The 13,036-nt window shown below is 62.3% G+C and carries 14 protein-coding genes and 1 tRNA gene; 6 read left to right on the top strand and 9 right to left on the bottom strand.

Annotation, left to right across the window (positions count from 1 at the left end; genetic code table 11):
- Positions 1 to 14 precede the first annotated feature (14 nt).
- The 4 genes from ACCO56_RS11210 to ACCO56_RS11195 all read right to left on the bottom strand — a co-directional run bounded on the left by ACCO56_RS11210 (position 15) and on the right by ACCO56_RS11195 (position 2,938).
- Positions 15 to 611 carry a glutathione S-transferase gene (locus ACCO56_RS11210; RefSeq protein WP_433640574.1) on the bottom strand — a complete coding sequence of 199 codons (597 nt, stop codon included), beginning with the start codon at positions 609 to 611 and terminating at the stop codon, positions 15 to 17.
- 103 nt (positions 612 to 714) lie between these two features.
- Positions 715 to 1,440: a ribonuclease T2 family protein gene (locus tag ACCO56_RS11205; protein ID WP_433640898.1), complete on the bottom strand. Its 726-nt coding sequence runs from the start codon at positions 1,438 to 1,440 to the stop codon at positions 715 to 717.
- Between the two features lie 39 nt (positions 1,441 to 1,479).
- Positions 1,480 to 1,920, bottom strand: a complete 441-nt coding sequence (locus ACCO56_RS11200; protein WP_433640572.1) for a hypothetical protein — start codon at positions 1,918 to 1,920, stop codon at positions 1,480 to 1,482.
- A gap of 106 nt (positions 1,921 to 2,026) precedes the next feature.
- Positions 2,027 to 2,938 carry an SDR family oxidoreductase gene (locus tag ACCO56_RS11195; RefSeq protein ID WP_433640570.1) on the bottom strand — a complete coding sequence of 304 codons (912 nt, stop codon included), beginning with the start codon at positions 2,936 to 2,938 and terminating at the stop codon, positions 2,027 to 2,029.
- Between the two features lie 109 nt (positions 2,939 to 3,047).
- Between ACCO56_RS11195 and ACCO56_RS11190 the strand changes: the two genes are divergently transcribed.
- Complete coding sequence (locus ACCO56_RS11190; RefSeq protein WP_433640568.1) at positions 3,048 to 3,614, top strand: TetR/AcrR family transcriptional regulator; 567 nt, start codon at positions 3,048 to 3,050, stop codon at positions 3,612 to 3,614.
- A gap of 42 nt (positions 3,615 to 3,656) precedes the next feature.
- Here ACCO56_RS11190 and ACCO56_RS11185 read toward each other — a convergent pair whose 3' ends face one another.
- Positions 3,657 to 4,517 (bottom strand): 23S rRNA (adenine(2030)-N(6))-methyltransferase RlmJ, encoded by an 861-nt coding sequence (locus ACCO56_RS11185; RefSeq protein ID WP_433640565.1) that lies wholly within the window; start codon positions 4,515 to 4,517, stop codon positions 3,657 to 3,659.
- Positions 4,518 to 4,602: 85 nt separating this feature from the next.
- On the opposite strand from ACCO56_RS11185, the gene ACCO56_RS11180 reads away from it, so the two are divergent.
- Positions 4,603 to 6,711, top strand: a complete 2,109-nt coding sequence (locus tag ACCO56_RS11180; protein ID WP_433640563.1) for a molybdopterin-containing oxidoreductase family protein — start codon at positions 4,603 to 4,605, stop codon at positions 6,709 to 6,711.
- Between the two features lie 7 nt (positions 6,712 to 6,718).
- Here ACCO56_RS11180 and ACCO56_RS11175 read toward each other — a convergent pair whose 3' ends face one another.
- From ACCO56_RS11175 to purM, 3 genes are read right to left on the bottom strand one after another with little or no spacing between them, the layout of a single operon-like run.
- On the bottom strand, positions 6,719 to 7,228 hold the full coding sequence (locus ACCO56_RS11175; RefSeq protein WP_433640561.1) for a SixA phosphatase family protein: 510 nt from the start codon (positions 7,226 to 7,228) through the stop codon (positions 6,719 to 6,721).
- Positions 7,229 to 7,235: 7 nt separating this feature from the next.
- Complete coding sequence (gene purN / locus ACCO56_RS11170) at positions 7,236 to 7,949, bottom strand: phosphoribosylglycinamide formyltransferase (protein ID WP_433640559.1); 714 nt, start codon at positions 7,947 to 7,949, stop codon at positions 7,236 to 7,238.
- A complete protein-coding gene (purM, locus tag ACCO56_RS11165) occupies positions 7,946 to 9,010 on the bottom strand; it encodes a phosphoribosylformylglycinamidine cyclo-ligase (RefSeq protein ID WP_433640557.1) in 1,065 nt (354 codons plus the stop codon). Before purM ends, purN begins: the two co-directional genes overlap by 4 nt.
- Before the next feature lie 180 nt (positions 9,011 to 9,190).
- Between purM and ACCO56_RS11160 the strand changes: the two genes are divergently transcribed.
- Genes ACCO56_RS11160 through hdaA form a run of 3 tightly spaced genes read left to right on the top strand, consistent with a single transcriptional unit; the run spans position 9,191 to position 11,586 of the window.
- Positions 9,191 to 9,748, top strand: coding sequence for a CDP-alcohol phosphatidyltransferase family protein (locus ACCO56_RS11160; protein WP_433640897.1), 558 nt, complete (start codon positions 9,191 to 9,193; stop codon positions 9,746 to 9,748).
- Positions 9,741 to 10,904 carry an AI-2E family transporter gene (locus ACCO56_RS11155; RefSeq protein ID WP_433640555.1) on the top strand — a complete coding sequence of 388 codons (1,164 nt, stop codon included), beginning with the start codon at positions 9,741 to 9,743 and terminating at the stop codon, positions 10,902 to 10,904. The genes ACCO56_RS11160 and ACCO56_RS11155 overlap by 8 nt, the downstream gene beginning before the upstream one ends.
- Complete coding sequence (gene hdaA, locus ACCO56_RS11150; RefSeq protein WP_433640553.1) at positions 10,891 to 11,586, top strand: DnaA regulatory inactivator HdaA; 696 nt, start codon at positions 10,891 to 10,893, stop codon at positions 11,584 to 11,586. Before ACCO56_RS11155 ends, hdaA begins: the two co-directional genes overlap by 14 nt.
- A gap of 68 nt (positions 11,587 to 11,654) precedes the next feature.
- On the opposite strand, the gene ACCO56_RS11145 is transcribed toward hdaA, so the two are convergent.
- A tRNA-Pro gene (locus ACCO56_RS11145) sits at positions 11,655 to 11,731 on the bottom strand.
- Positions 11,732 to 12,149: 418 nt separating this feature from the next.
- Here ACCO56_RS11145 and ACCO56_RS11140 point away from each other — a divergent pair.
- Positions 12,150 to 12,866, top strand: coding sequence for an SAM-dependent methyltransferase (locus ACCO56_RS11140; protein ID WP_433640551.1), 717 nt, complete (start codon positions 12,150 to 12,152; stop codon positions 12,864 to 12,866).
- Positions 12,867 to 13,036 lie beyond the last annotated feature (170 nt).

Below are 13,036 nucleotides of genomic sequence, written 5' to 3'. Positions count from 1 at the left end.
TGCGCCCGGCTTTTTCACTTGGGAATCAGCGCGGCGAGCTCCGGGAACTTCGTGTCGAATCGGGCTGCCCAGCGGGTAAGCTTGCCGCGGCCGCGTTCCCACTGGCCGCCAAAACGCAGCGCCAGATAGCCGAGCGTTGCACGCAGCGCGATGTGACCGGCTGTGATCTTCTTGGGCAGCTTCGGCGGTTCCGCGTTGAGCCTGTCGAGTGCGCGCAGGGCTTTCGACCATTGCTTGTCCAGCCACGCCTGATGGATCTTGTCCTCGGGCCGCGACCGCCGCTCGTAGACATGGGCGAGCAGACAGTCGCAAATGCCATCGGCCAGCGCCTCTAGAACCTCGGCGTGCGTCCTCTTGTCGGCGTGGCGCGGGAAGAGAGCATTGCCTGAAACGCGGTTGAGATATTGGGTGATGGCGCGGCTGTCATGGATCGACTGCCCGTCGTCCGTGATCAGCACGGGAATCTTGCCGAGCGGATTGGAATCGATCAGCTCGGAAGGCTCGGCATTCGTGTCCACTGCCACCGCCTGCACCGGCAAGCCGGCATAGGCGGCCGCCATGCGGACCTTCGCGCTGTAGGGGGACGCGGACGAATAGAGAACTTTGGGCATGCGGGCCGCTCCTTTCTGCTGCAAATGCTTTAATCGAGAATTTTCCGCCTCACATCGCGCTCTCACGCCGATGAATTGCGCCAGCCAGCGAGCTCATACGGCCTCATTCCGTGGCCGATGGCGTCGCTGATCGGCCACGTATCGGCGGCATGACTGCCTTGTCCAATCGGCAGGCCCGCCGATCGATCTCGGGGCAGGGGCGGAATCCCAATTCCTTGGTGAGGCAGATGCGGACCTCTCTCACATAACGATCGTCGCAGGTGACGGCGATGCCTGCCGGCTGAAGCGAGGGATTTGAGCGCAAGAACGCATCTTCAGCCTCGGTCGGCGCGACAGTGCGGTAGGTGTCGAGGCCGTTGAAACCCTCTGGGATGACGACCTTGTCGCGCGCCGCGCGCAAGGTCGCGAAATAGTCTTCCTGCGAAAGACCCGAGCAGGTGCCGTGCTTCTTCCATTGGTGACGGATAAGCCCCGCCGAGGGCATCAAGTCGTAAAGCCCGCGAAGCGCCTGGTCGGGAACTTCCGTGCGGTCGGTCGGGCAGTCCTGCGGGTAGCCGCGCTCGAATTGCGGCCACAGCCCGTGGACGATGAAAGCATGGTGCCGACCGGACGCGCATTGCTGGCGATTGGCATCGGCGCCCTCGGCCTCGCAGTAGGAGGGAGACCAGGACAGGGCAAGCACGTAGAAATCGAACCCGGTACCGACGGCGCCTGACGGTCTCGTGGAGGGCGCCTCGGCGATTGGATTTTCGTCGGCGCCCCGCTGGTCCAGCCAGATTACGAATCCGGTCGCGACCAAGAGGGCCGCTATGGCGACCACGCGCAATATCTGTCCCGGCCGAAAGGCCATATTCTGAGATGTTTCCGGCTAGCGCAGGACCCTGCAGGCGCCGTTATAGACATACCACCGATCAAATCCCGCAACGCAGAACTCGACATTGTCGCCGACGCCGGCGAAGCCCTGTCCCTCTTCGATAAGGTACCAGATGTCGCGGTTGTAGCCGTCGGACAAAGCTACCGTCGCACCGCAATAGGTGCGTCCGATCGGATGGTCTTCATCGGAAGGAAGGTAACGGCGTTCGTGGATGCCATGGAAATCGGCGATCGCAACGTTCGGCAGATTCGGCACATGAGTCACCTGGTGGCGGAAACGATGGGTGATCGCCCGCAGGACCCACGATTGAGAGCATATGCCGGAATACTCGACATAGCTGCGGGCGAGATCGGCGGCCGCCGCCTTGCCGCCGCCCGTGAACGCCGTGCCGGCGGCAACCAGGGCGGCAAGCGCAAAAGGAGCAAGGCGGTTCATGATTTCCCTCCATCGCAGCTGCGATTCAGCACAGCCGTCCGGTGCACTCTGCTTGCGAAGTTGCACACGGTCAAGTCGGCCGCTCAGGCGCTGCGCGATCGCCGGGTCAGCGATAGCCCGTCACGTCCGAAGGCTTACCTGCTTCCCGCACCTCCTGGATGTAGCGCCAGCAGTCCGGCTGCGAACCATCGAGATCGGTGAAACCATATTCTCGCGCGAGCTGGCCGCTCGACAGGGATTGGCCATTCCAGCGGGAGACATGATCGTCCGCCGCCAATGCCGCTATCGCACGGCCGACGAAACGAGGCGTCTCCGAGATGGCGAAATCGGGCTGGGCGGTGATGGCGTCGCGCCATGTCGGCTCCGTAACATTGTAATGTTCGAGCATCATTTCTGAGCGCATCCAGCCCGGCGTTATCGAGACCGCCGTGGCTCCATACGGCGCAAGATCCTTGGCGTGAGCCCAGGCCATGCGATCCACGGCTACTTTGGCGAGATCGTAGAATACGGAAAGGCGGTAGTTGCGGGCGTTGTAATCGCGGGTGCCGTCGGTCACCTCGACCAACAGGCCGCCGGGACGCGAGATGAGGAGGGGCAGCGCATAGTGAGCTGTGATGAGATGGGTGTCCACGGCCAGACGCAACATCTTCAAGCCGTTATCGAGATCGTGGTCCCAGACCGGCTTGTTCCATTCCATCAGCAGTTCACCGCCCCAGATGTCGTTGACAAGCACATCGAGCCGGCCATGGTCGCTGCGTATTCGTTGGATCAAGTCCCGCACCGCTTCCTTCTCGAGATGATCGACCCGAACCGGAATAGCGGTTCCGTCTTCGGCTGCGATGATCTCGGCAGTCTCTTCGATCGTCTCGCTGCGGTTGATCTCGGATTTTTGCGCGCGTGTCGAGCGCCCGGTGGCGTAGACCGTGGCGCCTGCGATGGCCAGTTCGACCGCAATGCCACGTCCCGCACCACGCGTGGCGCCTGTGACAAGCGCCACCTTTCCAAGCAACGGCTTCATCCTGTCCTCCTTTCCCGGCAAAACGGCAACGCAGGCGCAGCTACGCTGCTCCTTGCTCCTTTCCTCGAAAATATATAAACGAATATTCACTTATATAACGGAAACTGCCGTGCCGCGCAAGAAAACTCTCTCCGATAATGATCTCCTGGACCGTATCCTGGGCCTTATGCATCGTGCGGGACCGGACGGTGTGACTTTCGCGGCCGCGGCATCGGAAACTGGCCTCTCCGCTGCGACCCTGGTGCAGCGTTTCGGCACGAAGGACGCACTGCTCCATGCGGTCCTTTTGCGCGCCTGGGACCTGCTCGAGCAACGCACTGAGGCGGCGATAGCGGCTGAGCCCAGGACGCCGAAAGGGGCGGTGGCGATACTCGTCGCCTTGTCGGGCGACTATGGCTCCGGGGAAGACTACGCGGAGGGCCTGCTCGTGTTGCGCGAAGATCTTCGCAATGCCGAGTTGCGGGCGCGCGGCGAACGTTGGGGTGGGAGACTGGCCGATGCGCTAGGAGATTGCCTAGCCGATACCGAGGGCCCGCGCGCCGATCTCGGACGCTTGCTCGCAGGGCAATGGCAGGGCGCGTTGTTGTGGTGGGGCTTTTCCCGCATCGGAACGCCGGCCGAAGCCATCGAACGCGACCTTCTCGCATTCTGCGCGGCGATCGGCCGAAGAATATGAGGCTATGGCACCCGCTTAGGTCCGAGTCGAAAAATCAGCTCCTCAACCCGACTGCACTTCGCCGGCAAGCCATTCGACCGCCCATCGCGCCTGAGGCGTTTCCGCCAAGGCAGTCTTCAAGGCGGGCAGCAGCATCTGCAGTTCGCGCTGCAGCGGGTAGGGAGGATTCACCACGATCATGCCGGTCCCGTCCAGGCGCGCCTCCGGCGAGGGCTGGCGGATATGGAAGCGGATGTCGAGGATCTTTTCGATGCCCGTGGCTGCCAACTCCGCGCGGAAGCTATTCACGGCCGCCCGATCCTTTATGGGGTACCAGAGTGCATAGATGCCTCCTGGCCAGCGGCGATGGGCCTTTGCCAGGCCGCTGACCAGCCGCCTGAACTCCCCCTCCTTCTCGAATGGGGGATCGATGAGCACCAGTCCGCGCTTTTCCTTGGGTGGCAGATGCGCGCCCAGCGCCAGCCAACCGTCCAGTTCGATCACACGCGTCTGGAAGTCGCCCTCGAAGCGCTTCTTGAGGGCGGCGGCATCCTGGGCGTGGAGCTCGATCGCGGAGAGCCGATCCTGCTTGCGCAGGAGACGGCGTGCGACCATTGGCGAACCCGGGTAAAACCGCAGTCCGCTTTGCGGATTCATTGCACGAACAACGTCGAGCAAAGGCTTCAAAAGATTCGCTGTTGCCGGATCGAGCTTGGCACTGAGCAGCTTGCCGATGCCGTCCCGCCATTCCCCGGTCTTCTGTGCCTCGTCGGACGACAAGTCATAGACACCGATCCCCGCATGGGTGTCGATGATGCGGAATGCTTTGTCCTTGAGTTTCAGATATTCGACAATGCGGGCGAGCACCGCATGCTTGACCACATCGGCGAAGTTGCCGGCATGATAGGCGTGGCGGTAGTTCATGATGGCTTTCCCATGCCTTGCCTGTGACAATCATTTTCACGGCCCGCGTCTACACGGCCTCGAAGAAAACCGCTAGCTTCGCGCCATGAACCAACACGCCAACGTCAGAATCGGGCATTCGGCATGCCCGCACGATTGTCCTTCGACCTGCGCGCTCGACGTCGAGATCGTCGACGGCAAGCGCATCGGACGCGTCCACGGCGCCAAGGAAAACAGCTACACGTCCGGCGTCATCTGCGCGAAGGTGGCTCGCTACGCGGAGCGTATCCACCATCCCGACCGGCTGCTGAAGCCGCTGGTGCGCGCCGGCGGCAAGGGCGACGGCAATTGGAAGGAGGCGAGTTGGGACGCCGCGCTTGATCTCGTCGCGGAAAAGTTCATCGCGGCGGAAGAGGCATATGGCAGCGAGACGGTCTGGCTGAATTACTACGCCGGCACGATGGGCCTCGTGCAGCGCGACGGCATCAACAGGCTGCGCCATGCCAAGAAATACTCCAATCTCTTCGGCACCTTCTGCACCAACCTGGCTTGGACCGGTTTTACCATGGGTACCGGCAGGCTCATCGGGGCCGACCCGCGCGAGATGGCCAAGTCTGATTGCGTAGTGATCTGGGGCACCAATGCAGTGGTCACCCAGGTCAATGTTATGACCCATGCCGTGAAGGCGAGGAAGGAACGCGGCGCCAGGATCGTCGTCATCGACGTTTACGAGAATGCGACGATGAAGCAGGCCGACATGGGCATCGTCGTGAAGCCCGGGACCGACGGCGCGCTGGCCTGCGGCGTCATGCATGTGCTGTTCCGTGAGGGGCTTGCCGATCGGGCCTATCTCGAACGCTACACCGATGATCCCCTCGGACTCGAGGAGCATCTGCGGTCGCGTACGCCGGAATGGGCCTCTGCTATATCGGGTGTTTCCGTCGCTGAGATCGAAGCCTTTGCGCGCCTCGTCGGCACCACCAAACGAACCTTCTTCCGCCTAGGGTTCGGCTTCTCGCGTCAGCGCAACGGCGCGGTCAACATGCACGCCGCCCTTTCGGTCGCGGCAGTGACCGGCTGCTGGCAATATGAGGGTGGTGGCGCGTTTCATTCCAATTCAGACATCTTCAGGCTGGATAAGTCCGAACTGGAGGGAAGCGCCTATCTCGATCATGGTGTCCGGTATCTCGATCAGTCCAAGATCGGCCGCGTTCTGACCGGCGATAGCGAGGCTCTTTACGGCGGGCCGCCGGTGACGGCGATGCTGGTCCAGAACACCAATCCCGCCAATGTCGCGCCCGAGCAGAGGCTGGTTCGACAAGGCCTGATGCGCGAGGATCTCTTCCTGTGCGTCCATGAGCAGTTCATGACGGATACGGCCAAATTCGCTGACTTGGTGCTGCCCGCGACCATGTTCATGGAACATGACGATATCTATCGGGGGGGCGGGCATCAGCACATCGTCCTTGGACCGAAGCTGATCGAGCCTCCGGCCGGTCCCCGCACCAATCATTATGTCGTCGAGGAACTCGCCAAACGCCTGGGTGTCGGCCATCTGCCGGGCTTCGGCTTGACGGAACAGGAGCACATCGACCTCATGCTGCGCAAACGCGGGCTCGGCACATTCTCCACTTTCAAGGAGGAGCGCTGGGCGGACGTACAGCCTCCCTTCGAGGAGGCGCATTTCGTGAAGGGCTTCGCCTTTCCCGACGGCAAGTTCCGTTTCCGCCCAGATTGGACCGGCAGTCCCGCGCCCAACAGGCCGCCGAAGAGCATGGGTCTGCAAGGATCGTACGAGCGACTGCCTGAATTCCCCGATCATGTCGACCTGATCGAGATCGCCGATGCCGAGCATCCGTTCCGGCTTGCGACATCGCCGGCCCGCTCCTTCCTCAACTCGACCTTCACCGAAACCCCGAGTTCTAGGGGCCGGGAGGTGCGGCCCGAACTGCTGGTCCATCCCGATGACGCTGCCGCCCTCGGCTTCGCCGACGGCGATCGTGTCGAGATCGGCAACCGCCGCGGCGAGGTGGTTCTACACGCCAAGCTCTTCGATGGGGTGCGGCGTGGTGTAGTGATCGCCGAAGGCATCTGGCCGAATGCGGCGCATGAGCGAGGCGAGGGGATCAACGTGCTGACCGGGGCCGATGCGAGCGCGCCTTATGGCGGCGCGGCGTTTCACGACAACAAGGTCTGGCTGCGGCCGGCCGGTTAGCCGGAACTCAGCCCAGATCTTTGGGCCGCAGGCAATGGGTGAGCTGGGCTTCGGCCAGCCCTTGCCAAGTGCCTTCGAACACGAAGCGGGCGACTGCGGCAGTCGGGAATTTTTCGCCCAGGCGGGCGAGGGCCCTAGCTTCGGATCCCTTGTCGGCAATGGCGAGGGCAAGGTTTTGGAGGCCAGGGTTGTGGCCGACGACGAGCAGCGTTTCAGTCTTTTCTTCCACGCCATGCAATTCGGCTAGCAGTTCGTCGGGCGTGGCGTCGTAGAGAGATTCGACCGCGACTACCGTCGGCCCGCCGGAAAGCTCCCCAGCAACGAGTTCCCAGGTCTGCTGTGTCCGAAGCGCCGGCGAGACCAGGACCAGGGTCGGCACCCACCGGCGGGAGACGAGCTCGCGTCCGATACGCTTCGAAGCCTTTATGCCTCGCTGCGCAAGCGGGCGTTCGAAATCGGCGAGGGACGCATTGTCCCAGCTCGATTTCCCGTGGCGCATGAGAAGCAAGGTCTTCATCGGCCCGTCACGGCGTGAAACGCGCGAGGTCTTCCAGGCTCCTGGCTTCGCTCCACAGTTCGGGAGCCATGATGAATTGGGCGCCATTGCGCTCGGCGAGACCCGCGGGATCGAGAGCGGTGCGCCCGTTCTCCATTCGAGCCTTGCCTTCGCACAAAAGCGCCAGCGCCATCGGGTAGAGCCGGTGCTCGACCTTGAGGACGCGCGCTGAGAGGCTCTGTTCCGTGTCACCCGCGAGCACCGGGACCGCGGCTTGAGCGATGATCGGGCCGTCATCCATCTCAGGCGTCACGAAATGCACGGTGCAGCCATGGATCCTGCAGCCGGCATCGAGTGCACGGCGATGCGTATCGAGCCCTTTGAAGGCGGGCAGCAGCGCGGGATGGATATTGATTATGCGCCCTTGCCATCGCTGGACGAACGGAGCACCAAGGAGGCGCATATAGCCGGCGAGGGCAACGATTTCGGCCTTGAAGCTCGCGAGAGCCGCGTCCATCGCCGCGTCATGGGCCTGCTTGTCCGGATGGTCACGGCGGGCCACGACCCTGGTGGCGATGCCGTTCGCCGCCGCGACGGAGAGACCGGCAGCGTCGGGCTTGTCCGAGATCACGCCGACAATTTCGGCTGGATAGGAAGGCTCCTTGGCCGCCTCGATCAACGCGGCCATGTTCGAGCCGCGTCCGGAGATCAACACTGCGACGCGCTTGCGTGTGCTTTTCATAGCGAGATCGATCCGCGATAGATGACGCCGGCGTCGCGTCGCGGCACGATCCGACCGATCGGCGCGACCGTCTCGCCCGCCTCCTGCAGCACCGCGGCCACCTGGGCCGCCTGGCCGCGTGCCACCACGGTCACCATGCCGATGCCGCAATTGAAAGTCCGCATCATTTCGTTGGCAGCGACGCCGCCCGTTTGCGCCAGCCAGGAGAAAACCGGGGGGACGTCGATCGTGTCGAGATCGACTTCGGCTGCGAAGTCCGCGGGCAGCACGCGCGGTATGTTGTCGGGAAAGCCGCCGCCCGTGATATGCGCGAGCGCCTTGATCCCATGGGTGCCGCGGATCGCCTTCAGGATCGACTTGACGTAAATGCGGGTCGGCTCGAGCAGTGCTTCGGCCATCGTCTGTTTTACCGCGAAAGGCGCGGGATCCTGCCACGAGACGCCAGCCTGCTCGACGATACGGCGCACCAGGGAGAAGCCGTTGGAGTGCAACCCGGAGGAGGCGATGCCGAGCAACACGTCGCCTTCGACGATATCGTCGCTGGGCAGCAACTGGCCGCGTTCGGCAGCACCGACGGCAAATCCGGCAAGGTCATAATCGCCTTCCCTGTAAAGTCCCGGCATTTCAGCGGTCTCACCGCCGATCAGCGCACAACCCGCCTGCCGGCAGCCTTCGGCGATGCCGGCCACGATCGAGGCGCCCTGGTCGGGATCGAGTTTACCGGTGGCGAAATAGTCGAGGAAGAACAACGGTTCGGCGCCCTGGACGACGAGATCGTTGACGCACATGGCGACGAGATCGATGCCGATCGTATCGTGCTTGCCGGATTCGATGGCTATCTTGAGCTTGGTGCCGACCCCGTCGTTGGCAGCGACCAGAATCGGGTCGACGAAGCCCGCCGCCTTCAGGTCGAACAGCCCGCCGAAGCCCCCGATCTCGCCATCGGCCCCGGGCCGCCGGGTCGATCGTACCAGCGGCTTGATCTTCTCGACCATGGCGTTGCCTGCATCGATATCGACACCTGCCGCAGCATAGGTCAGCCCGTTCTGCCGTTTGCTCATGGTGGCTCCGTCCTTCTCTTCGGCGCTCTTCGCACGAAGCGCCGACTGTCGCAAGAACATGGCACGAAATCGAGCGCCCGGGTGAGTAGAGCAGCCGGTTCTGGCATTGCCATCTTGCGATCCCAAACTCGCTGGATCATCTATCGTTATGCGTGGCGGGCGGTTCGGAAAGGAGCAATGGTGACAATTCCCAACATGATCACGCTGTTGCGCCTGCTGCTGGTGCCCGCTGTGATTCTGGCCTTGCTCACCGGTCGAATGGGGTGGGCGCTGGCAGGTTTCCTGGTAGCGGGCGCGTCGGATGCCGTGGACGGTTTTATCGCCCGCAAGTTCAACCAGCGTTCCGAACTTGGCGCCTATCTCGATCCGATGGCCGACAAGCTCCTCCTCGTGAGCGTCTTTGTCGTGCTCGGCTACATGGGGGAATTGCCCCTCTGGCTGGTCGTCGCCGCCGTCTCGCGCGACGCGCTGATCGTCGGCGCGGTGTTGTTGTCCACAATCATGGCCCATCCGGTAGCGGTGAAGCCGTTGACCGTGTCCAAGGCCAACACCGCCGTCCAGATCGTGCTGGCGGCTTTCGTCCTCGGCGAACTTGCGTTTGGAACCGCCTTTGAGACGCTTCGATACCTGCTGGTAATGGGCTCCGGTATCTTGACCGTGGCTTCGGCCGCAGCCTATCTCGTAGCTTGGCTGAGGCATATGAGCGGCTATGGCGGAACCACGAAACCGGATGGATGAGGGCGGATCGACGCACCTCGCGATGGCGGCGTTCCGTCGCCAGCTCCGCTTCTGGCTGCTCGCAGCCCTCTTTTTAGCGGCCTTCGTCTATCTCTTCAGCGACATTCTCCTGCCCTTCGTGGCAGGAATGGTCCTCGCCTATTTCCTCGACCCCGTGGCCGACCGGCTGCAGCGTCTCGGCATGTCGCGCTTCATGGCGACGGTTCTTATTCTGATCGCCTTCGTGATCGGGCTGACGCTGGCGCTGATCATCCTGATCCCCTTGCTCGCCACTCAGCTCACCGATTTCATCAGCAGATTGCCGAGCTATTTGAGCCAGTTGCAGGGACTGATCACCGAGATCGATCCGAGCTGGCTGGAGCAGCGTTTCGGCATCAATCCGGACAGCCTGCGCGACGGGCTGAATTCGCTGTTGAGTTCGAGCGTTGGTTTCCTGACGACAATCATGCAGTCCATCTGGGATTCAGGGATTGCGCTGTTCAACATCGCCGGCCTGTTCGTTGTCACGCCTGTTGTCGCCTTTTACATGCTGCTCGACTGGGACCGCATGGTTGCCAAGGTCGATAGCTGGGTGCCGCGGGACCATGTCGAGACCGTCCGCGAGATCGCAGCCGACATTAATGTCGCAACCGCCGGCTTTGTCCGCGGGCAGGGTACGCTCTGCCTCGTGCTGGGCGTGATGTACGCGGTCGGACTGACGGTCGTCGGGCTGAATTTCGGCATTCTGATCGGCCTCTTCGCCGGGCTGATCAGCTTCATCCCTTATGTCGGCTCGCTGGTCGGTCTTGTTCTGTCGATCGGCGTCGCGATCGTCCAGTTCTGGCCGAATTACTATATGGTGGCCGCGGTCGCCGGCATTTTCTTCCTGGGCCAGTTTATCGAAGGCAACATCCTGCAGCCGAGGCTGGTGGGCAAGAGTGTCGGCCTGCATCCGGTCTGGCTGATGTTTGCCCTCTTTGCCTTTGGCGCGCTCTTCGGCTTCGTTGGTCTTCTGATCGCCGTGCCGGCTGCGGCGGCGGTCGCGGTTCTTGTCCGCTTCGCGATCACACGGTATCTCGAATCGCCGCTCTACACGGGAAATCATGAAGACGATCCGGGCAAGCCGGCTCCCGCGTCACAACCGAAGCCGCGCGCAAGAAACCATGTCCGGAAATAAGCCGCGCCAATTGCCCCTCGACCTCGTCCATGCGGAAGGCCGCTCGCGAGACGATCTGGTCGTGTCGGTGGCGAATATGGATGCAGTGTCGCTGATCGACCGCTGGCCGGACTGGCCCTCGCCAGTGGTCGTCCTGGCCGGCCCGGCCGGAGCGGGGAAGTCGCATCTCGGCGCGATCTGGTGCGAGATCTCTGCCGCGCGCTCTCTCTCGCGGCAGGATCTCGGAGCCGAGGCGGTGGATGCCGCGACGGCCGGCCCGGTGTTCGTCGACGACGCCGACGCCGGAGGGTTGGACGAGAGCGGATTGTTCCACGTGATCAACGCGGTACGCGCGGCGGGCACCCATCTCATGCTGACCTCGCGTCGTTTTCCCGGAGCCTGGGGCGTCAAGCTGCCTGATCTTGCCTCACGGCTGAAGGCGGCGGCAACGGTGGAGATCCGTGAACCGGACGACGTGCTGCTTGCCGGGGTCATCACCAAGCTTTTCGCCGACCGACAGGTCGAGGTCGAGCCGCATGTCGTGCAGTATCTGGTCCGGCGCATCGAACGGTCGCTGTCGACCGCCATTCGAGTGGTCCAGCGCCTCGACGCCGCCGCGCTCGAGCAGCAGAGCAGGATCACGCGTGCAATGGCGGCCGAGGCCGTCAGCGCCCTCGACGAGGGCCAGGGTGAACTGTTCTGAGGGCGTGCTGCCGGGTTGCCGAAACGTTAAAAAAGTGCCAACCGCAGGCGGACAGGGAAGGTGGGAAGTGGTCGGAGTGGCAGGATTCGAACCTGCGACCCCCTGATCCCAAATCAGGTGCGCTACCAGGCTGCGCTACACTCCGAGCCTTGCGGGCTCATAGGGTTTGCGTGTTTGGAAGGCAACCCCCGGAAACACAAAAACCGAACAAACGGCACTGTTTGCGTCCGTCCGAACCAAAAGTACCACGGAAAGCCACACGGAAAATTCCGTTGTGTGTTCTCCAGGTCCCTCGTTCGTCAGCAACGCTGGCGAATCAGCATACAAGCTGGGGACGGGGGTGGGGGAGGGACCTCTGAATGATCACATATGAGTGCCGCGGTGCAATGATTCCAGAGAGGCATGGGACATCGGCTGGTCACTCGTCGTCGGCCTGCTGCAGCGCACCTGAGCGCCAACGGTCGACCACCTGCTTCAGCCATTAACCATTCGTTAACTTTGCGCGAGCGTCGCTGGGGGATTTCGCCTAGCTAGTCATTGTTGGGGTGACTGGAGATAGGGTGATGACCACCGCTGAGACGAGCAACGATGCAGGTACGGCAATTCCGGCCTATGACCCCTACCGGGATGCGGATAGCTTGGAGTTCAAATTCCGGGCGAAAAGGTTCCGAGCGATTCAGGCGCTAATCGAGGCGGTGCTGGCCGAGCGCGGCCGCTGCGATATTCTTGATCTCGGAGGCACCGAGACTTACTGGCTGATCGGCGATCGTTTCATCCGGGAGAACCGCGGCCGCGTCACGATCACCATCGTAAACACCGAGGAGCAGACGCTTAGACGCACGGATCAATTTCGTTTCCTGTGCGGCGATGCAACTAAGCCTGACCTTTTTGCTGGGCGCCAGTTTGACCTTGTCCATTCGAACTCGTTGATCGAGCACGTCGGCTCGTGGCGTCAGATGGCGATGTTTGCCGCCAATGTAAGACGCCTTGCCAGCCGCTACTATGTGCAGACGCCGAACTATTGGTTTCCGTACGAGCCCCACTTTCGCGTGCCGGGATTCCAGTTCCTGCCAAAGGCAATGAGAGCTCGATTAATTATGCGCTACGCCCTTGGCTTCTTTCCGAGGATCACTGAGCGTTCCGAAGCAAACCAAATCGTCTTACATCACCAATTGCTGTCGACCAGGCAAATGCGCGCACTTTTCCCAGACGGAGTGATCTCGCATGAGAAGTTCATGCGCATGAATAAGTCGATCATCGCTACCCGCGACATAGCATGAGGGCTTCCGCTAAGCTGTCTCTGAGGTGGCACTAAACAATCTGGCGCTCACCTAGTTCGGAGGCCGGTAGCTATTCGAGTAGGCTGTTGACCCGCCGCTACGCTGTCTTCGCCTCGTTGGAACGAGGATCACATGGCCAAAGCAATAGCCGCGGCGACGATGATCAGTAG

It is taken from the genome of Mesorhizobium sp. 1B3 (genome assembly GCF_050958605.1).
Classification (GTDB): Bacteria; Pseudomonadota; Alphaproteobacteria; order Rhizobiales; family Rhizobiaceae.
Note: the sequence above shows the minus strand (reverse complement) of the source record. Positions and strands in the feature narration are given on the sequence as shown.